Consider the following 20,360-nt stretch of genomic DNA (forward strand, 5'->3'; position numbering starts at 1 on the left):
CGTGCCGCGCGGGTGGCGCGGGCGTCGCTACCGAGCGCGCTCAGAACGTGATGAGGCCGCGGCGCTCGAACTGGGCGCGCACGCGGGCGACAAGCTCCGGCTCGGGGGTCTTGGTGTCCTCGAGGGCGTAGGGCTCGTTCAGCGCGTGCCACTTCTCGCGGCCCATCTGGTGGAAGGGCAGCACCTCGACGCGCTGCACTGTGTCGAGCTCCGCGAGGAAGTCGGCCACCATGTCGACGTTGTGCTCGTCGTCGGTGAGGCCGGGCACCAGCACGTAACGCACCCAGATCCCCACTCCCTGCGCCGACAGGCGGCGGCCGAAGTCGAGGGTGGGCTGCAGGGCGCGGCCGGTGACCTTCTTGTAGGTCGCCGGGTCGCCCGACTTCACGTCGAGCAGCACAAGGTCGGTGTCCGCCAGCAGCTCGTTGCTAGCGCGGGCGCCCAGGAAGCCGGAGGTGTCCAGCGCGGTGTGGATGCCCATCTCCTTGGCGCCGCGGAAGATGCGTGCCACGAAGTCGGGCTGCAGGAGCGGCTCGCCGCCGGAGATGGTGAGGCCGCCGTCCGATGCCTTGAGGACCGGGGCGTAGCGGCGCACCTTGGCGAGCACCTCATCGGCCGTGGCCCTGGTGCCGTTGCGCATCATCCACGTGTCGGGGTTGTGGCAGTACAGGCACCTGAGGGCGCAGCCGGCGAGGAAGTAGGTGAGGCGGGTGCCGGGGCCGTCGACGGCGGTGACGAGCTCCCACGAGTGGACGGTGCCCTCCTCACCCTTGGTGTGGCGGGTACCGGCGCGCATCTCCTCGTCGGCGGTGGCCATGGAGGCCGGCGTCGGCCCCGCCGCTCCCACGATGGGGAGCGACGGGCCGGCGATCGTGATCGGCTCGGGCGTGGCGTCCGTGGCCGATGCAGTGGCCACCCGGGCGGGGACGGTGGCGGTCATGACTGGTCTCCTTACAGGGAGCCGTGGAAGGTGCGCGACAGGACGTCGAGCTGCTGCTCGCGGGTCAGTCGCACGAAGTTCACGGCGTAACCCGAGACGCGGATGGTCAGCTGCGGGTAGTTCTCGGGGTGCTCCATGGCGTCCTCGAGGGTGTCCCTGTTCAGCACGTTGACGTTCATGTGGAAGCCGTGCTCGATGGCGTAGGCGTCCAGCACGCCGACCAGGTTCTTGATCTGCTCGGTCTTGTCGCGTCCGAGTCCCGCGGGCACCACGGTGGTGGTGAGCGAGATGCCATCCTGAGCGTCGTCGTAGGGAAGCTTGGCGACGGACAGGGCCGAGGCGACGATGCCGTGCGTGTCGCGGCCGTTCATCGGGTTGGCGCCCGGGGCGAACGGTTCGCCGGCGCGGCGGCCGTCGGGGGTGTTGCCGGTGGCCTTGCCGTAGACGACGTTCGAGGTGATGGTCAGCACCGACTGCGTGTGCTTCGCGTTGCGGTAGGTCTGCTGCTGGCGGACCTTGTCCATGAAGCGGTGCACCAGCTCGACGGCGATGGCGTCCACGCGGTCGTCGTCGTTGCCGTAGGTCGGGAACTCGCCGGTGACCTCGTAGTCGGTGATGAGGCCGGTCTCGTCACGCACGGGGCGCACCTGGGCGAACTTGATGGCGGACAGCGAGTCGGCAGCGACCGAGAGGCCGGCGATGCCGCAGGCCATGGTGCGCAGGATCTCCTTGTCGTGCAGCGCCATCTCGATGCGCTCGTACGCGTACTTGTCGTGCATGTAGTGAATGCAGTTGAGCGCGTCCACGTACGTCTCGGCCAGCCAGTCCATCGTCTTGTCGAAGGCGGCGACCACCTGGTCGAAGTCGAGGACCTCGTCGGTCATGGGCGCGGTGGCGGGCGAGACCTGCTTGCCCGAGACCTCGTCGCGGCCGCCGTTGATCGCGTACAGCAGCGCCTTGGCGAGGTTCACGCGGGCGCCGAAGAACTGCATCTGCTTGCCCACCTCCATGGCGGACACGCAGCAGGCGATCGCGGCGTCGTCACCGCACTGGGTGCGGATCAGCTCGTCGGACTCGTACTGGATGGACGAGGTGTCGATCGACACCTGTGCGCAGAAGTCCTTGAAGCCCTGCGGCAGCGCGGCGTTCCAGAACACGGTGAGGTTCGGCTCGGGGGCCGGGCCGAGGTTGTACAGGGTCTGGAGGAAGCGGAAGGAGGTCTTGGTGACGAGGGTGCGGCCGTCGTCGCCCATGCCGCCGATGGACTCGGTGACCCAGGTTGGGTCGCCCGAGAACAGGTTGTCGTACTCGGGGGTGCGCAGGAAGCGGACGATGCGCAGCTTGATGACGAAGTCGTCGACGATCTCCTGGACGTCGCTCTCGGTGACCGTGCCCTCGGCGAGGTCGCGCTGGGCGTAGACGTCGAGGAAGGTCGAGGTGCGGCCCAGCGACATCGCGGCGCCGTTCTGCTCCTTCACGGCGGCCAGGTAGCCGAAGTACAGCCACTGGACGGCCTCGCGGAAGTCCTTCGCGGGGCCGGAGATGTCGTAGCCGTAGCTCTTGGCCATGGCCTTCAGCTCGTTCAGCGCCTTGATCTGCTCCGAGTTCTCCTCGCGGTCGCGAATGATCTCCTCGGTGGAGCGCTCCATGTCCAGCAGGGCGCGCTCGCGCTTCTTGCCGGCGATGAGGGCGTCGACGCCGTACAGGGCCACGCGGCGGTAGTCGCCGATGATGCGGCCGCGGCCGTAGGCGTCGGGAAGTCCGGTGACGATGTGGCTCGAGCGGGCCGCGCGCACGTTGGGCGGGTAGACGTCGAACACGCCGTCGTTGTGGGTCTTGCGGTAGGTCGAGAAGATCGTCTCGAGCTCGGGGTCAACGGGGTAGCCGTAGGTCTCGAGGCTCTTCACCACCATGCGCCATCCGCCGTTGGGCATGATGGCGCGCTTCAGGGGCGCGTCGGTCTGGAGGCCGACGATCACGTCCTCGCCCTCGCGGATGTAACCGGGGGCATGGGAGGTGATGGTGGACGGCGTGTGGGCGTCGACGTCGTAGACACCCTTCTCACGCTCGGCCGGGAACATCGCGGTGATGGCCTCCCACGCACGGGTGGTGCGCTCGGTGGGGCCGGCGAGGAAGGCGCTGTCGCCCTCGTAAGGCGTGTAGTTCGCCTGCAGGAAGCCTCGCACGTCGATGCCCTCGGACCAGGGGCCACGCTCGAACGAACGCCACTCGGTGGAGTAGGCGATCTGGTCAGCGGCATCCACGGCGGCGGTGGTGGGCTCAGTGGCGGTCATGATGTCTCCCTTGGACGGTGAGCCGGAGGCGGTGGTTCCGCGCGGCTCGAACCTTCCCTTCGAAAGTACGCCCGGGAACGGGGGCTACCTCGGGACTTTCGGCCCTTCGCTGCGGGCCCCACCACGATGGGTAGATGTCGCCCACTTTTCGCGCCTCGGGCGCTCCCCTGGGGAGATCGTGGTCGCCGTCAGCTCACGCGCGCCGTCGCGCTGGCCGTGATGGCCACGCCGTCCGACCACGGCGCGAGCGCGTCGAGGTTCCACGGCAAGGGCACCACGCGGCCCAGGACCACCCGCGCCGACTCGCCGTCGGGGGCATCGGCCTCGATCAGGGTCACGTCCTCGACCCAGGGCCGCGCGGCGTCGGCGCTCAACCCGGCGAGCGCCTGGTCCCTCACGCGTGCCGCATCGAGTCGCACCGATGGCGACGAGGCCGAGTAGTACAGGTCGCCGTCGATCGAATCGGCGGCGTCCAAGGCGAGCTCGTCCGCGAGCGCGAGGAGCCTCAACCGATCGAGGTGGACCTGGGTGGCGGCGGCGACGACGAGAAGCGCGACGGCGACCACCACGATCCACCCGAGGGTGAGCACCGACACAGACCCGTCATCCCCGGCCACGGCGCGGGGGAACCTGGCCGGCGCAGCCCGGCGCGGGGCCTCACCCGCCATCGTGAGCCTCACGACACCCCGTCCACCGGCGAGGCACCTCGAGCGGTGACCGTCACGGACAGCGGCGCGATCGCCAGCAACGCCGTCGGCACCCCCGGCAGGCGGACGGTAGCGCTGACGTCGGCCACCACGTCCGACCCAGGATCGAAGCAGGCCGTGGAGCACTCAAGGCTGAGGTCGGCGTCCTCGAGCCCGAAGTCCTCCGCCGTCAGGCTCACCGCGGCGGTCGCACGTGACGACGCGATGGCAAGCGCCCGCGACGACGATTCCCCTGCCGCCACCGCCTCGACGCCCGACACGGCGGCCGCGCGGGCCGCCTCTCGCGCCGCCGCCTCGACCCCGTAGCTCGCCGACTGCACCTGGGCGACCGCCACGATGAGGTACACCAGCGGTACCAGCACCACCACCGTCACGCCCAGGAACTCCACGAGCGCCCCGCCGGCATCCGAACGCAGCCCGCGCCCTCCGAGGCCGCACGACCGCGACCGCGGCAGAAGTCGGTGGGCGCCCCGCGTCATTGCTCCTCCTCGAGGGCCCGCGCACTCACGGTGACGTCGACGGGACCCCACCACCCGAGCATCGGCACCGGGGCGGTCATGGTGACGCGCACGGCGGGAGCGCCGTCGACGGTTGTCGCGTCGGCACCCGCGGACGCCCGCGTTCCGGGAATCGACGCTGCGGCAACCTCGAGCGCCCGCGCTGCTCCTTCGGCGACGCCACGATCCGCGGCGGCCGCGTGCCGCGCGCCCTCTTGGGCGCTCGACAGCAGCGTGTTGCGCACGTGCATGGCAAGCACGAGTTGCAGCAGGGCGAGCGCGATCACCACCACGAGGGCGGCGATCATGACGAAATCGGCTGTCGCGCTGCCGCGGTCGTCGCGCCAGCTAGCCGCCCGTGACACCATCGATCGCGTCGTTGAACAGGCCCGTGAACGTGGGCTCGGCAATCGCCCAGATGACGGCCACCAGCCCCGCCGTCATCAGCGTGATCAGCACCCAACCGGGCACATCACCCCGGTCGTCACGCGCGAGCGCGAGGCGCTCCATGAGCGCCCTCGTCAACTTCTCCTTCATGTGCCTCCCCTTTTCCTTGTGTCGCCCCGGCCGGGGCATGAGTGTCACCACCCCAGCTGGATCGCCACCAACCCGGGGAACACGGCGAACAGCACGGTGACCGGCAACACGATGAAGACGACGGGGACGAGCATGGCGATCTCGCGCCGCCCGCCTTCCTCCATCAGCGCCTGGTGGCCCCGTGCCCTCACGTCCGCGGCCTGCGCCCTCAACACCTGCGCGAGAGGTGTCCCCCGCTCGACGGCCGTCGCCACCCCCTCGGCGAAACGAGTGAGCGCCGGCAGTTCGACCGCATCGGCCATCCGGGTGAGCGCGACGGGAAGCCGCACCCCCGCGTGCACGTCGCCCAGCACCACCGTGAGCTCCTGCGCCATCGCACCGCGGGTGAGCCGTGCCACACGCTCGAGCGCGGCGCTCGCGCTCTCGCCGGCACCGACCGCGAGCGCGAGCATCTCGGCCACCGTCGGCAGCTCGGCGAGCAGGCGCCGCTGACGCCGCGTGACGGCCCTGGTCAGCCACGCGTCGCGCCCCAGCACCGCGGCGGCCACCGCCACCAGGACCACGATCGCGAGAGGGACCACCCCGGTGCCGCGCGAGGCGGCGAGGGCCAGCGAGAGCGCGACCCCCACCGCGAGGGCGGCCAGCCCCCACATCACCTGTTGGGCCCGGAACTGATCGACGCTCAGTGGACTGCCCGCCCTGCGCAGCCGCCGACGCACCTGCTCCGCGGGCGACCCATAGCGCTCCAGGACGCGCACCCCATCGCGGAGGACGGGCGCAAGCAGGCGCTCGAGCGTGGGCAGCGGCGTCACCGTGACCGACCGACGCCGGATCTCCTCGGCCGTCGAGGCCCGCACGTAGGGCGCGATGCGCTCGGCGAGGCTCGGGCGCCTGGCGCGAACCCACGCCAGCACGAGCACCATCCCGAGCCCCAGCGTCGCGCCCCAGAGCAGGGCCGCCCACGTCATCGCAGCACCCGTTCGTCCGTCGTCAGCCGCCCGGCGCGCACCATGACCCGGTACGCGAGGACGGTGGCGGCGCCGCCAAGCACCATGACGGTCACGCCTGCCGTCGAGTTGTACGCCGCGAGACTGCCGCCTCGGAAGGCGAGCATGGCCAGCACGATCCATGGCGCGGCGACCGCGAGCCTCGCGGCGTTGACCGTCCAACTCTGGCGGGCCTCGATCTCGCCGCGCACCCGCGCATCGGCCCTCAGAAACTCGCCGAGGGTCCGCAGGGTCGTGCCGAGATCGGTGCCGCCGACCTCGCGCGTGAGCCGCAGCGTCTCGACGATGCGGTCGGCGACGGGGTCCGCGAGCCGGGCCTTGAGCAGGTCGAGGCACTCCTGGAAACGTCCCGAGGCGCGGTAGTCCTCCGCGAAGAGCACAAAGGGCTCGCGCAGCGGCTCGGGTCCGCGGGTGCCGACCTGAGAGACGGCCTCGGGAAGCGTGAGCCCCGCGCGCACTCCCGAGGCGAGCGAGTCGACAACGTCGGGCCAGAGCCGGCGGGCCTCAGCGGCGCGGCGGCGCGCACGGGCACCGACAAGCGCGAACGGCCCCCGCGACGCGATGACGCCGAAGCCCAGTCCCACCACTATCGACCCCGAGAGCCCAGCGATCAGGAGGGCCACCACCAGCCCGACCCCGACGGAGGCGGCGATGAGCGCGGCAGGGGTGACGGCGCCGGCGCCGGCCTGGACGAGGCGATCGGCCATGCGCGCGTCCCAGCCGCGCCCGGACCGTTCCCTCGGCTCGGGCGCCCAGAACGACCACCACACCATGAAGACGCCGAGGCCGGCCACGAGTCCCCACAGCGTCCCCATGTCACGCCGCCAGGAGGTCCTCGAGGCGGTACCCCGCACGGGCGAAGCGATCGTCCCGGGGCGGGTATCCGCCCGCGCGCACCAACTGGACGCCATCGTGGACATAGAGGTCGGCCGTCTCCACCACCGAGTTCTCGACGCGCCCCGTGACCGCGACGATCTCGCGGACCCGACGTTGGCCGCGCGGGTCCATGTCGAGGTGCACCACGAGGTCCATGGCGGAGGCGACGGTGGGGACCACGAACCGGTCGGAGACGTTCTCGCCCGCGAGGAGCGGCAGGGTGCACATCTTGACGATGGCGTCGCGCGCGGAGTTCGCGTGGACCGTGCCCATGCCTGGCACTCCAGCGTTGAGGGCGATCAGCATGTCGAGCGCCTCGGCCTCACGCACCTCGCCGACGATGATCCGGCTGGGGCGCATGCGTAGCGCCTCCTTCACGAGCCGTCGCAGCGGGATCTCCCCGGTGCCCTCCAAGGATGGCTGCCGGCACTGCAGCGCCACGGCATCCCGACATGGCAGGCGGAGCTCGAAGACCTCCTCGCAGGAGATCACGCGCTCGCGCGGCGGGATCGAGCCGGCGAGGGCGTTGAGAAAGGTGGTCTTTCCCGCCTGCGTCGCGCCCGACACGAGCACGTTGAGGCCCGCATCGACCGCCGCGGCGAGGAACGCGGCCGCGGGCCGGGTGAGCGAACCGAGCCCCACCAGGTCCTCGACGCTGCTCGCGCGCACGATGAACTTGCGGATGTTGACGGCCCAGTGCCGATGCGTCACGTCGGGGATCACCACATGCAGGCGCTCCCCGCCCGGCAGGGTGGCGTCGACGAAGGGGCTACTGAGGTCCAGGCGCCGTCCGCTCGACTTGAGCATGCGCTCGACGAGGTCTGTCACGTCGTCGTGCGTGAGCACCGTGGTGGTGAGCTCAGCGGTGCCGCGCCTCGCCACGAACACCTGGCTCGGGGAGTTCAGCCAGATCTCCTCCACCTCGGGATCGTCGAGGTACTGCTGCAGCGGGCCCAGCCCCGCGACGTTGTCGAGGACTGCCTTGGCGGTGCCCACGGCATCGGCCACCGGCGCTTCGAGGCCGGACAGCGCCCGCCTGTCCCACGCCGCGAGCTCGTCCATCACGAGCGCGCGAACGGCCGCGACGTCGCGGGCGGGATCCATGCCGGACTCCCTGATGCGGCGCCGCACGTCGGACTCGATGCGAGTGACCGGCTCGGCCGTCATGGTTCACGAACGTAGTGCGGCACGCATGACCCTGCCACCGGAACGGCCCGCCCTGTGGACAGCGCACCCGCGTGCGACGATGGGCCCATGTGCGGGCGCTACGCGAACTTCCTCAGCGAACAGGAACTCATCGACCACTTCGCCATCGCGACGGCGGCCGACGAGCCGCGCCTGTTCGACCCCTCGTGGAACATCGCCCCCACCCAGCAGGTCGCCATCGTCGTGCCTGGTAAGGCCGACGACACGGGCCGGCGGTTCGAGGCCGCCACCTGGGGTCTGGTGCCGTCCTGGGCGAAGGACCCCAGCATCGGCCCCCGCATGATCAACGCGCGCTCCGAGACGATCGCCGAGAAGCCCTCCTTTCGCACCGCCTTCGCCAAGCGCCGCTGCGTCGTCCCCGCGAGCGGCTACTTCGAGTGGCAGACCGGGCCGGACGGCAAGCAGCCCTTCTACCTCCACCCCGAGGACGATGCGCCTCTCGCCTTCGCGGGGCTGTACGAGTTTTGGAAGGACAAGGTGCTGGGCGAGGACGCCCCGTGGCTCGTCACCACCACCATCGTGACGACCGCCGCGCGCGGGCCCATGCAGGAGATCCACGACCGCCAGCCCGTCATGATGACGCGCGACGCGCTCGACGCCTGGCTGGACCGCGACGCCGACCAGGGAACGCTCTTCGACGTGATCGCCGCCCCCGCCCCCGACCTCGCCTGGCACCCCGTGCGCAAGGAGGTGGGCAGCCCCCACAACAACGCCCCGGAGAACATCGCGGCGCTCTAAGCACCGCGTCACCACCGAAAAAAGACCGCGACGATCGCCGCGCGCCCGCCTCCCCGCCGTGTATCTACCGCCACGGGGAGGGTTGGTAGCATCGATTCTCACGCGCGCGTGCGCGAGACCTGCATCGAGGGAGAAGCGTGATCCGAGTCGGCATCGCCGAGGACGTCGAATCCAACCGCGTCGACCTCCTCAACCATCTGGCTCGCTACACCGAGGAGCACGGGGTCGAGTTTGAGACCCGCGAGTACACCGACGGCGCCGACCTTGTCGAGGGCTACCGCCCCCAGTACGACATCCTCTTCCTTGACGTCGAGATGGCCCGCATGGACGGGCTCGAGGCCGCCCGTCGCATCCGCGAGGTGGACCCCGAGGTGGTCATCATCTTCGTCACCAACATGGCGCAGTACGCCATCAAGGGCTACCAGGTGGACGCCCTGTCCTACCTCGTGAAGCCCGTCCCCTACTTCGCCTTCGCGCAGGAGCTCACCCGCTCGCTGGCGAGGCTGCGCCGCGGCGAGGACGACACCGTCATGCTCAACGTGGGCGGCAGGGTGGCGCGCCTGGCCACCACCGACATCGTCTACGTCGAGTCGGTCAAGCACCGCATCACCGTCCACACCCTCGAGGGCGAGTACGTCTTCTCCGGCACCCTCAAGGCCGTGGAGGAGGAGCTGGACGGCAAGGGCTTCTACCGCTCGAATAACTGCTACGTGGTGAACCTGCGCCACGTCACGTCGGTCGAACCCACCAGTTGCGTCATGACCGGCGGCGACGAGCTCGCCGTGAGCCGCCCCCGCCGCAAGGGCTTCCTGGACGCGCTCACGGATCACGTGGACCGCCGGGCCCGACGATGATCGTCGACTCCCTCCCGGATATCCCCCGCTTCGTCACGGGCATCGCAGAGTGGGCCGCCTGCCTGGTCTACATCCTGCTGATGCGCCCGCGGTTCTCCCGCTGGGTCATGGTGGCAGCGTGCGCCGCCGCCCTCCCCGTCCTCATCGGCGTCCAACTGCTGGTGGCCGAGCTGCCCATCGGCCTATGGACCCTCGGCATGGTGATGTCGGCGGGCACCATGTACGCCTTCATCCTGCTGACCACCCGCACGCGGCCGCGCGAGGCCGGCGACCTCACCGCTCGCGCCTTCGTGCTCGCCGAGCTGGTCGCCTCGCTCGAGTGGCAGCTCCACGTCTTCTTCTTCGGCCCCGAAGCACGCCTCACGCTCGAGATCGTGATGATGCTCGGCGTGTACATCCCGGTGTTCATCGGCGCCCACCTGGCTGAGCGGCGCCACTTCCCGCGCGACCACCCCCTGCCGGTCGACGCCCGCACGCTCATCTCCGTGGTAGCCGTCGCCGTCGTGACGTTCCTCATGTCCAACTTGTCGTTCGTCACCACCGCGACGCCGTTCTCGGGCCGCCTTGACGCCGAGGTGTTCTACATCCGCACCCTCGTGGACCTGTGCGGCTTCGTCATCCTGTTCGCCCTGCGCGGCCAGCGCCTCGAGCTCCACCGCGCCCAGGAGGTCCAGACGGTGTCGATGATGCTGTCCAACCAGCGCGAGCGCTACCTCCAGTCCAAGCACGACATCGACGAGGTCAACCGCAAGTACCACGACCTCAAGCACTACATCCATGCGATTCGCGCCGAGTCCGACCCCGGGGAGCGCGCCCGCTACATGGACGAGCTCGAGGAGTCCATCAAGGGCTACGAGCGCTCCAGCATGGACACCGGCAGCGCCGTCCTCGACACCATGCTCACCGCCAAGAGCCAGCAGGCGGACCGCTACCGCATCACGATGACGGTGGTCGCGGACGGCACCGCCGTCGGGTTCCTCGACGCCATGGATCTGGTCACCATCATCGGCAACGCTCTCGACAACGCCATCGAGGCCGTCGCCGGCATCCCCGACACCGAGAAGCGCCTCATCCGCGTCGCGATCTACCGCCAGGACTCCCTCACCATGGTGCGCGTCGAGAACTACTTCGCGGGCACCCTGCGCACCGTCCAGGGGCTTCCCACCACCACCAAGGGCGACGCTCGCCACCACGGCTACGGGCTGAAGAACATGCGCGACACCGCCGAGCGCTACGGCGGCTCCATGACCGCGCGCGTCGAGGACGGCTGGTTCGTCCTGCGCGTGCTGCTCCCCCAGCCCGCCGCCAGGCGCTGACGGGCAGGTCGTGCACGCAGCACGACAGTCCGTGCGCCGGGCTCGGTGGGCGGGGCCGATGCCCGCTTGACTTGGCGCGTGCGCGCACCCGCGCGCGGTCGAGGAGGATCCATGGGCTGGGTGGCACGCGCGTGCGGGCTCTCGGCGGCGGCGCTCGCTCTCACGGCCTGCACGGCCGATGCCGGCTCGCGGGAATCTGTCGCGCTCGGCCCCGAGGTGGTCGCCGATACCTCCGCCCCCTCGGGTTACACCGTCACCTTCCGCTACGAGGACGCCGAGGCGGACCGGGTGTGGCTCGCGGGTGACCTCTACTACGCCGACGCCGCCGACATCCGGCTCGAGGGCGCCACACAGTCGTGGCTGGGCGACGACTGGACGGAGGGCGACGCCTCGACGCTTCCCGTCGCCACCGATCTGGCGGAGCTCACGCGCGGCGAGGACGGCGTCTGGGAGATCACCACCGCGGTGCCCGCCGGATTGTGGAACTACGGGTTCGTCACCAGCGGGTGCTCCCTCATCCTGCTGTGCGCCGTCGCCGAGGACCCCGCCAACCCGCCACCCCTCGCGACCGCCAATACCGCCACGCAGGCGTGGTCGCAGGTGTTCGTCCCCGTCGACGAGGACCACCCCACCTACGACGCGTCGACGGAGATCCCCGTCGACGCCGACCAGCGCGGCACCGTCTCCCGCGTCGACGACCCCGACCTGGGCGTCTACCTCCCCGCGGGCTACGACCCCGACCGCGCCGAGCCCTATCCCCTGCTTGTCCTCTCCCACGGCGCTGGCGACGACGAGACGGCGTGGTTCACCCAGGGCGGCGCCGCCGAGCAGCTGGACCACGCCATCGCCGCCGGCGTCATCGAGCCCACGGTCGCCGTGACGACCGACTTCACCGGGCTGTCCGCCGCCGGGATGGACGACCCCGAGTTCTTCGACCTCTACGTGGACCTGATCACCGCCAGCGTCCTTCCCTACGCGGAGCGGGAGCTGCACACCTCGACGGACCCCGCCGACCGCTCCTTCGCGGGCCTGTCCATGGGAGGCCGCCTTGCCGAGCACCTCATGCTCACCCAGCCCGGCCTCTTCGGCTCGTACGGCATGTGGTCCATGCCGGCGGCCGTCAACGACACCCCGGCCGCCGCGCTCACCCAGGCGCAACTGACCACGGCCGCCACGGCATCGGCCGTCCACCTGGGCACCGGGGCGCAGGACTCCCTGACCCCCACGCCGCGCGAGTTCGCGGACCTCGCCGCCGCCTACGAGGGCGCCGGCATGCTGGCCACCACGCTCGAGACCGACGGCGGCCACGCCTGGTGGGTATGGCGACGCATGCTCGCCGACTTCCTGGAGACGACGGCGTTGAGGCGGTGAGGCTGTTTCCCACGAGCGACAGCGGCGCTGGGGTACCGGCGCCTGCGCTCAGTTGAGTTGCAGGGCCCAGCAGGCGGAGCGGTACGCGGCCTGGGAGACGGTGCGGCCGGGACGGCCGGGAAGGGTCATCAACTGCACGATCGCGCTGCGGCGAAGGTGCCGGTAAACCACGGGGTCGTCGTAGCGCAGCTCCTTCCACATCTGCACCCGACGCGCGAAGTCCTCGTCGCGGCCCGAGCGCAGCAGCATGGTCGAGGAGATGACGCACACGATCCGCAGGTGATGGAGCAGGTAGCGGTACAGCGCCGGCGGCACCTCGTAGGGGCTGACCTCGACGTCCACCAGCAGCTTGTTGACCTTCAGCTGCTGGTCGATGCGCTTGATCATGACCGCCTCGTTGACCGACTGGTCGGGGCGCCCGATGAAGTACCGGTACAGGTCCACGTCAAGGTAGTACAGCGACTGGACGTGCTGAAGCGGCTCGTAGACGTAGAGGTTGTCCACGTAGAACGTGTGCTCGGGAAGGCGCAGGCCGCACTCGCGCAGCACCTGGGTGCGATACACGAGAGAGTGCATCATGAGGTACTGGCTGGCGCGGAACCGGCCCACGTCCTCCCAGCCGATCACCCTGCCGCGCGGCAGGACGTTGCGGTAGCGCACGGCGCGCTTGTGGCGCCTGCCCACCTTCTCGTAGACGAAGTTGCTGATGACAAGGTCCACCGGCGGCTCGTCGGCGGCGAAGCCGCGCAGCGTGTGGAGCAGCGTCAGCAACGCCTCGGGGTCAACCCAGTCGTCCGAGTCGACCACCTTGAGGTAGGTGCCGGTGGCCTCGTCGATGCCGACGTTGATGGTGGAGCCGTGGCCCCCGTTGGGCTTGTGGATGGCCCGCACGATTCCCGGGTGGGCCGCCTGGTAGAGGTCGGCGATGGCGCCGGTGGCGTCGCGCGAACCGTCGTCGACGATGAGGATCTCGAGGTCGTCGGCACCGACGAGCAGCGAGTCCACGCAACGCTCCAGCCAGCCCTCCGCCTGGTAGGCGGGGACGACCACGCTCAGCGTCTTCATCTGGGGCTCCCGAGGTCAGCGGCCCTCGGGGCCGTCGTGCGGCGCGGCGTCCTTCGCCTGCGCATCCTCGGTACCAACGCGCGACGCGTCCGCGGCGTGCCCCACGACGGAGGCGTCCGTGACCTGTCCCACACCGGCGGGGGCAGCGTCGCCCGCCTCGAGCTCGTCCTCGGGGACGCGCTTGAAGATGATCTTGAAGATGGGGAAGAACACCCAGAACGAGATCGCGGCGTTGATGATCATGGTCGTCACGTCGGCCACTGTCTCGCCCGTGGAGCCCCAGCCGAGGGTGTCCATGAAGAACGAGTAGACCGGCTCCTTGTAGAAGCCCTGCGCGGCCGCGGCGACAAACGTGATGATGACGTAGGCAAGGAAGTACCAGGCGGCCGCCACCCACGCGGAGGTGTTCGACTTGAAGGTGATGTTGCGCTGCAGGAAGAAGTTGATGATCTGCGCCACGGCGAGCGTGATCTGCACCGCGAGGAAGTAGGCGAGGCCACCGCCGCCGCCGTCGGAGATCTCCCCCGCCGGGTAGTCGAACATGTAGTACTGCGAGCCGTCGACGTTGGAGCCCACGGGGAACACCTGGAAGTCGGTGTTGACGAGGTCCGTGCTCGAGAACCAGCCGCGCAGGGCCGGCATCAGCACAAACTGCAGCACCGTCACGGCGTTGGAGAACACGAAGAACATGAGGAACTGCGCGAGTCCGGTGTGGCGCTCCTCGAAGCCTCGCCACCAGTTCTTGATCGCGGTCATGTCGGGTTCTCCTTACTTCGCGGCGGCCGCGGCGGCCGTCGCCTCGAGCTCGCGGCGCAGGCGCTTTGAGGTGGACAGGTTGCGGAAGAAGGCACCCACGAGGCCCCCGAATCCGCGGAAGAAGTGGCCGTTGACGATGCGCACGATCTGCTCGACCATCGGCGTCGACACGGAGCCGTTGGTCATCTTGCCGATCGCGCGGAACGGCATGTTGTACAGGAAGTACAGGTTGAGGTCGGGCTTGCCCTTGCGCTCCGAGCGGTCGATCAGCGAGCGCAGGATCCTCGCGGCAAGGCGGGCCAGCGGGCTCGTCGCGTCGTGCATGGCGCGCACCGGGTCGTTGAGGCCCAGGTCTCCGGACTGTGCGGTCGTGAGCGGGCGGCCCAGCAGCGCCTGGAACTCGGCGTCGCTCACGTGCTTGATGGCGCCTGACGCGTACGACGGCAGGTCCGTCGCGGGGGCCGATGCCGGCGTCCCGTCGACAGTGTGGGTGGCGACGAGCGGGTGCTCGACGCTCGAGCGCCCCACGAGAATCTCGTACTCACCGGACTCGGTGACCCAGGCATCGGCCGCGGCGTCGAAGTGGCGGAACGTGTGGCGGTCGAACGGGATCGTCACGCGCGCCGTCTCGCCGGGCTCGAGGCGCACCTTGCAGAAGCCCTTGAGCTCGATCGCGGGGCGGATCGCGCCGTCGGACACGCGGCGCACGTACAGCTGCGCCACGTCGGCGGCGGCGACGTCGCCGGTGTTGGTGACGGCGAAGGACGCGCCGGCCTCGGTCACGGACAGGTCCGCGTACGCGAAGGTCGAGTAGCTGAGGCCGAAGCCGAACGGGAAGCGCACGTCCACGCCGGCCGTGGCGTAGTAGCGGTAGCCCACGTACAGGCCCTCGCGGTACTCGGCGGAGGGGCCGGTCGCGGGGTACGAGAACGCGGTGGGCGTGTCCTCGAGCGCGTGGGGGTAGGTCTCGGCGAGGCGGCCAGAGGGGCTCGCCTGGCCGGTCAGTAGGTCGACGATGCCCTCGGCACCGGCCTGGCCGCCCAGGTAGCCGTGGAGGATCGCCGCGGCGTCCTCGACCCACGGCATCTCGATGACGGAGCCGGCGGACAGCACCACGACGATGCGGTCGGTGACGTCGCGCAGGCGCGCCAGCAGGTCGGTCTGGGCGGCGTGAAGCTTGAGGTGCTCGCGGTCCTTGCCCTCGGACTCGGCGACCTCGTCGAGGCCCAAGTAAAGGAGCACGACGTCGGCACCCATCGCGGCATCGGCCGCCTGCGCGGCGAGGGCGTCATTGGGGGTGCCGTCGCGCTCGAAGCCGGGCGAGTAGGAGACCACGTCGAGGCCGGAGGCCCGCAGCGCCTCCAGCGGCGTCGACAGCCGCGTCGCGTTGACGAGCGAGGAGCCGGCGCCCTGGTAGCGCGGGGTCTCGGCGAAGTCGCCGATGACAGCGACGCGCGTCGCGGGGGCCAGCGGCAGCGTGGAGTTCTCGTTGCGCAGCAGGACGGCCGTCTCGCGCGCCACGCGGCGGGCGAGCGCGTGGTGCGCGTCGGCGTCGACCTTCTTGGCACGCGACCCGTCGACCCAGGAGCCGAGGCTCGCGAGCTCGGCGACCCTCGCGTCGAGGTCCTCCATGCTGAGCTCGTGGTGGTCGAGCGCGTCGAGGATGGCGGGCACGGAGTCGAGGCCCGGCGAGGGCATCTCCAGCCCGCCGCCCGCGCGGATCGCGGCCGGGGCGTCGTTGCCGCCGCCCCAGTCGGTGATGACGGCGCCGTCGAAGCCCCACTCGTCGCGCAGGATGTCGCTCAGCAGGTGGGCGTTCTCGTGGGCGTAGGTGCCGTTGACCTTGTTGTACGCGGACATCACCACGCGCGGCGATGCCTCGCGCACCACGATCTCGAAGCCGGTGAGGTAGATCTCGCGCAGGGTGCGCTCGTCCACCACGGAGTCGGACGCCATGCGGCGCAGCTCCTGACTGTTGGCCGCGAAGTGCTTGGGGCTCGCCGCGATCCCCTGCGACTGGATGCCCCGCACGTAGCCGGCGGCGAGGTGCCCCGCGAGGTACGGGTCCTCGGAGAAGTACTCGAAGTTGCGGCCGCACAGCGGCGAACGCTTGACGTTGAGCCCGGGGCCGAGCACCACGTCGACGCCCTGGTCGGCGGCCTCCGCGCCGAGCGCCTCGCCGATCTCCTCGGCGAGCGACGGGTCCCATCCATTCGCGACGGTGGCGGCCGTGGGGAAGCAGGTCGCGGGCTGGGAGGCGGCGATGCCGAGGTGGTCGCCCGAGCCGGTCTGCTTACGCAGGCCGTGGGGGCCATCGGCGAAGAAGAGGGAGCGGATCCCGGCGTGAGGGAACGCACGCGACTGCCAGATGTTCTCGCCGCTCAGCAGCGCGGCCTTCTCGAGGGCTGTCAGCTCGTGGGACATATCGTTCGCTCCAGACGGGGACCGAGGGGGACGCGCGGGGCGTCGCGGGAAGAAGGAAGGGGTGGCGGTGCCGGGCCGGCGGGAGGGGGAGGTGCCGGCCCGGCACCGCACGGTGCGTTACGCGGTGGCGTCCGCCGTGGGCGCGGCCTGCTCGGCCTTGCCGCTGTGGCGACGGACCCGCACGACCATCCAGGCGATGGTGCCGGCGAGGCCAAGGCCGATCACGACAGTCGACACGATCTGGATGACGACCCACGTCGGGGGCGTGTAGTCCACGGTCGCGCCGGGGGCGAGGCCGTTCATCGCGTTCGAGTTGGCGACCGTGTACAGGATGTTGTGGGTCGCGTTGCGGATGTCGGTGACCGCCTTGGCCGACGACGTGTCGCCGAAGGACTTGGACGGCTGGAACGTCAGCGTGAGGTCCGTGCCCGCGCTGATGCCCTCGTTCGGGTTCATGTACGGGTACAGGTTGAAGTCGGAGATCGCGAAGCCGTCGAAGCCCCACTCCTCGCGCAGGACGGTGTCCATCAGCGCCTCGGAGCCGCCGGCCCAGGTGGCGCCGATGCGGTTGAAGGAGCTCATCATGCCGCCGAGGCCCACGGTCGTGGTCTCGGTGGTGCCCTCGTCGTCGGCGAGGTAGGTGACGTCCATCGTGACGTCGTCCACCAGCATCTCGAAGGGCTTGAGGTAGATCTCGCGGATCGTCTGCTCGGTGGCCCAGGTGGAGATGCCGTTGTTGACGCGGTTGGTCTCCTGCTCGTTCATCGCGTAGTGCTTGACGAGGACGTACACGCCCTTGTCCGCGACGCCGTTGGCGACCGACGTCGCCATCGCGCCCGAGAGCAGCGGGTCCTCCGAGTAGTACTCGAAGTTACGGCCGCCGAACGGCGAGCGGTGCAGGTTCACCGCGGGGGCGTACCAGCCGTTGATGCCCTTGAGGAGCGCCTCATTGCCGAGCATCTCGCCCATGGCGGCGCCGAGGTCGGTGTCCCAGGTCTGCGCGATGAGCACCTCGGAGGGGTAGGCCACGCCGTTGATCGACGAGTTGATGAAGGAGGAGAAGCCCGCGGGGCCGTCCGGCTCCAGGGTCTGGGGCTTGCCGATCGAGCCGATGGGCGCGGTCTGGTAGGCGCCGTTGAGGAGCATGTCCGTCATCTCGCCCACGGTCAGGGAGTCGAGAAGCTCGTCCCACGCGGGGTCGTCCTTGTCGAGACCGCGCATGTCGATCAGCGACAGGTCGCTGTCCGCACCGGTCGTGGGCATGTCACCCTCGAAGGCGTCGGCGGCATCGTCGTAGTCCCAGGCCTCGAAGCCCTCGACGATCGCCTCGGAGGCGACGTAGTCGTCACCCTCGGGGGCGGTCGGGAAGGTGCCTGCGAAGTCGGCACGCGACATGATCTGGACGGTGCCGTCGGCACCATTGGCCGTCAGCTGAGCGGAGACGTCGTCGAACTGGTTGGTCGCCGCGACCTCGTCGGTGCTGCGGGGGTTCGACTCGTCGTAGACGATCGTCTCGTCGACCGTGTAAGCGATCGGCTCGATGCCCTCGGGCATGGTGTGCGAGTCCGACTGGACGCGGATCTCGTAATCGCCCGCCTCGAGGACGTAGGCGCCGGCCTCCTGGTAGTCGTAGGACGCCATGTCCTCGACGTTGAACGTCAGGGTGACGGTCTCGGAGGCGCCGGGCTCGATGGTGCCGGTCTTCACGAAGTCGGTGAGGACCACCTCGGCCTTCTCGATGCCGCCGGCCGTGTAGGGAGCGTTGACGTAGACCTGGACCACGTCCTTGCCCGCGACGTCGCCGGTGTTGGTCACGGTGACGTCCACGGAGATCTCGCCGTCGACGTCGCCCAGCTGCGAGCCGGCGACCTCCCACGCGAAGTCCGTGTAGGACAGGCCGTAGCCGAACGGGTAAACCACTGCCTCGTCGTAGTCGATGAAGCCCTCGACCGCGGCGGTCTCGTAGTAGCGGTAGCCGAAGTAGATGCCCTCGGCGTAGTTCACGAACGGCGCCTCGGAGGTGACCGTCGCGTTCGACGTCGCGGACTCGGTGGCGGACACGGGGTACGAGGCCTCGATGTTCTCGTAGATGTCCGAGCCGAAGTTGACCCAGGTGGGGTCGGCGGTGAAGTCGCGCGACCACACGTCAACGGTGTGACCCGAGGGGTTCACGTCGCCGGCGAGGATGTTGCCCAGGCCGTTGAAGGCCGTGGCACCGGGCGAGCCGGCAAGGAGGATGGCGTCGACGCCCTCGTCGTCCTGCAGGTCGCCGAGCTCGAGGGTGGTCGAGGCGTTGATGACGACCACGACGGTCTCGAAGTTCTCCTCGGCGAGCGCGATGAGGGCCTTCTCGTCCTGGTTCAGCTCGAGCTGGTGCTCGCCCTCCTGGGCGCGGGGGTCGGTGTTGTCCGGGTTGGGGATGTCGAGCATGTCCTGCGCGAGGTCACCGCCCTCACCACCCGGACGGCCGATGAAGACCACGCCGGCGTCGCCGTACTCCGCGAACGAGGACTGGTGCGCCTCGTACTCCTCGACAGGCAGCTCGCCGATCGTGTAGGTGGAGTCCAGGGGCAGGTCCATCTCGATGTGGCCGCGCTTGTTCTCCTGCGCGTACGCGTCGATGGTCTGGTAGACCTCGTCGTTGATGGAGAAGCCCGCGTTCTCGAGACCGGTGCGCGCGTCGACGGCGGTCGTGGTGTCGACCGAGCCGGAGCCTGCGCCACCGAAGACGGGGTCGGCCGCCGCGCGGCCCAGCATGGTCAGGTTCGAGGACTTCTCGAGCGGGAGCGCGTCGCCCTCGTTCTTGGCGAGGACGATGCCCCCGTCGCCGATGTCCTCGACGAGGTCACGTGCGGCGACGTCGACCTCGTCCATGTCCGAGTAGTCGGACTCGTAGTACTCGGTGTCCCACCCCTCCGACTCCTCGGAGTTGGTGAAGGTGTAGGTGCCCGAGCCGAACTGCGAGGCGACCCAGCCGCCCGCGATGACGAGCGCCATGTTGGCGACGATCAGGATCGCGGTCACGAAGGCGACGACGGGGATCCAGATCGAGAGGAATTTCTTGTTGGACATGGGCGCCTTGACGGCTGCCGTGTCCTTCGACGCTCGTGCGTTCACGTCGGGACTCCTTCAGAGGTGAGGGGTGACGGGCGGTTGGGAAAAGTCTGGGGGGAGGCGGCGGGGCCGGCCAGTGCGGTGGGCACCGGCTGCGCTGCCCGCCCGGCCGCGGGGGCCGGGCGGACGCGCCGCGGGAGGGTCGGAGTTACTCCGTGACCTCGGAGATGGTGCCGTCCTGGTCGATCTGCCAGGTCTCGCCGGTCGCGGCCGACTCGGCCTCGATCACGTAGTTGCCGCCGTCGATGTTCACGGTGCCGGTGACGTGCTCCACCGCGTCGGTGGGGACGTAGGGCATGACGAGCAGGCCGTACTTCTGGGTGGGCGACTCGACGTCGGATGCGAGCATGACCTGGGTCCAGCTCGGGTCCTCGGCGAGCGCCTCGTCGACGGCGGCCTTCGCGGTCTCGAGGTCCGCGGCGACGTCGACGGTGGTCTCCTCGGAGACCTCGGTGTCGGTGCTGGCGCCCGCGTCAGAGTCGCTCGAGCAGGCCGTGAGGCCGAAGGCACCGGTGGCGGCGATCACGAACGCGAGGCCGCCAGCCCGCATCTTCTTGGTGTTCATTTCTTACTCCTTCAGTGTCGGTCGGGACGGGTGTCCCGGCCCAGGGTGGTGAGGGCGGTGAGGGCCGGGGAGCATCGCTCCCCGGCCGCCACC

18 protein-coding genes are annotated in these 20,360 nt (G+C 70.0%); 4 read left to right on the forward strand and 14 right to left on the reverse strand.

Annotated features, from left to right (window positions below; translation table 11 throughout):
* Positions 1 to 40 precede the first annotated feature (40 nt).
* From pflA to B7K26_RS08980, 9 genes are all read right to left on the reverse strand, one after another.
* On the reverse strand, positions 41 to 940 hold the full coding sequence (gene pflA / locus B7K26_RS08935) for a pyruvate formate-lyase-activating protein (RefSeq protein ID WP_143340617.1): 900 nt from the start codon (positions 938 to 940) through the stop codon (positions 41 to 43).
* A gap of 11 nt (positions 941 to 951) precedes the next feature.
* Complete coding sequence (gene pflB / locus B7K26_RS08940; protein ID WP_084078832.1) at positions 952 to 3,234, reverse strand: formate C-acetyltransferase; 2,283 nt, start codon at positions 3,232 to 3,234, stop codon at positions 952 to 954.
* Between the two features lie 188 nt (positions 3,235 to 3,422).
* Positions 3,423 to 3,830 carry a hypothetical protein gene (locus B7K26_RS08945; RefSeq protein ID WP_084078834.1) on the reverse strand — a complete coding sequence of 136 codons (408 nt, stop codon included), beginning with the start codon at positions 3,828 to 3,830 and terminating at the stop codon, positions 3,423 to 3,425.
* Positions 3,831 to 3,910: 80 nt separating this feature from the next.
* Positions 3,911 to 4,420: a pilus assembly protein gene (locus B7K26_RS12855; RefSeq protein WP_143340619.1), complete on the reverse strand. Its 510-nt coding sequence runs from the start codon at positions 4,418 to 4,420 to the stop codon at positions 3,911 to 3,913.
* Positions 4,417 to 4,806, reverse strand: coding sequence for a TadE/TadG family type IV pilus assembly protein (locus tag B7K26_RS08960; RefSeq protein WP_084078839.1), 390 nt, complete (start codon positions 4,804 to 4,806; stop codon positions 4,417 to 4,419). The genes B7K26_RS12855 and B7K26_RS08960 overlap by 4 nt, the downstream gene beginning before the upstream one ends.
* Positions 4,787 to 4,975 (reverse strand): hypothetical protein, encoded by a 189-nt coding sequence (locus B7K26_RS08965; RefSeq protein ID WP_084078840.1) that lies wholly within the window; start codon positions 4,973 to 4,975, stop codon positions 4,787 to 4,789. The genes B7K26_RS08960 and B7K26_RS08965 overlap by 20 nt, the downstream gene beginning before the upstream one ends.
* 44 nt (positions 4,976 to 5,019) lie before the next feature.
* Positions 5,020 to 5,943, reverse strand: coding sequence for a type II secretion system F family protein (locus B7K26_RS08970; protein WP_084078841.1), 924 nt, complete (start codon positions 5,941 to 5,943; stop codon positions 5,020 to 5,022).
* Positions 5,940 to 6,797 (reverse strand): type II secretion system F family protein, encoded by an 858-nt coding sequence (locus tag B7K26_RS08975; protein ID WP_084078842.1) that lies wholly within the window; start codon positions 6,795 to 6,797, stop codon positions 5,940 to 5,942. Before B7K26_RS08975 ends, B7K26_RS08970 begins: the two co-directional genes overlap by 4 nt.
* A 1-nt stretch (position 6,798) precedes the next feature.
* Entirely contained in the window at positions 6,799 to 8,025 is a 1,227-nt protein-coding gene (locus tag B7K26_RS08980) for a CpaF family protein (protein WP_084078843.1), read from the reverse strand.
* Positions 8,026 to 8,112: 87 nt separating this feature from the next.
* Here B7K26_RS08980 and B7K26_RS08985 point away from each other — a divergent pair, with 87 nt between their 5' ends.
* From B7K26_RS08985 to B7K26_RS09000, 4 genes are all read left to right on the forward strand, one after another.
* Entirely contained in the window at positions 8,113 to 8,802 is a 690-nt protein-coding gene (locus tag B7K26_RS08985; RefSeq protein ID WP_084078844.1) for an SOS response-associated peptidase, read from the forward strand.
* A 137-nt stretch (positions 8,803 to 8,939) separates the two neighbouring features.
* The gene (locus tag B7K26_RS08990) at positions 8,940 to 9,656 is read left to right on the forward strand and encodes a LytTR family DNA-binding domain-containing protein (RefSeq protein ID WP_084078845.1); all 717 of its coding nucleotides are present in this window, start codon (positions 8,940 to 8,942) and stop codon (positions 9,654 to 9,656) included.
* Positions 9,653 to 10,972, forward strand: coding sequence for an ATP-binding protein (locus tag B7K26_RS08995; RefSeq protein WP_084078846.1), 1,320 nt, complete (start codon positions 9,653 to 9,655; stop codon positions 10,970 to 10,972). The genes B7K26_RS08990 and B7K26_RS08995 overlap by 4 nt, the downstream gene beginning before the upstream one ends.
* A gap of 111 nt (positions 10,973 to 11,083) precedes the next feature.
* The gene (locus tag B7K26_RS09000) at positions 11,084 to 12,343 is read left to right on the forward strand and encodes an alpha/beta hydrolase-fold protein (RefSeq protein WP_084078847.1); all 1,260 of its coding nucleotides are present in this window, start codon (positions 11,084 to 11,086) and stop codon (positions 12,341 to 12,343) included.
* A gap of 48 nt (positions 12,344 to 12,391) precedes the next feature.
* Here B7K26_RS09000 and B7K26_RS09005 read toward each other — a convergent pair whose 3' ends face one another.
* The 5 genes from B7K26_RS09005 to B7K26_RS09025 form a co-directional block, all read right to left on the reverse strand.
* Positions 12,392 to 13,408: a glycosyltransferase family A protein gene (locus B7K26_RS09005; protein ID WP_084078848.1), complete on the reverse strand. Its 1,017-nt coding sequence runs from the start codon at positions 13,406 to 13,408 to the stop codon at positions 12,392 to 12,394.
* Between the two features lie 15 nt (positions 13,409 to 13,423).
* A complete protein-coding gene (locus B7K26_RS09010) occupies positions 13,424 to 14,164 on the reverse strand; it encodes a hypothetical protein (RefSeq protein ID WP_200811065.1) in 741 nt (246 codons plus the stop codon).
* Between the two features lie 12 nt (positions 14,165 to 14,176).
* Entirely contained in the window at positions 14,177 to 16,588 is a 2,412-nt protein-coding gene (locus tag B7K26_RS09015) for a glycoside hydrolase family 3 C-terminal domain-containing protein (RefSeq protein ID WP_084078849.1), read from the reverse strand.
* 117 nt (positions 16,589 to 16,705) lie between these two features.
* On the reverse strand, positions 16,706 to 19,705 hold the full coding sequence (locus B7K26_RS09020) for a glycoside hydrolase family 3 C-terminal domain-containing protein (protein WP_084078850.1): 3,000 nt from the start codon (positions 19,703 to 19,705) through the stop codon (positions 16,706 to 16,708).
* Positions 19,706 to 19,850: 145 nt separating this feature from the next.
* Entirely contained in the window at positions 19,851 to 20,267 is a 417-nt protein-coding gene (locus tag B7K26_RS09025) for a hypothetical protein (protein ID WP_084078851.1), read from the reverse strand.
* Positions 20,268 to 20,360: the final 93 nt, after the last annotated feature.

Origin of the sequence: Demequina sp. NBRC 110057 (genome assembly GCF_002090175.1) — a bacterium.
Classification (GTDB): Bacteria; Actinomycetota; Actinomycetes; order Actinomycetales; family Demequinaceae; genus Demequina.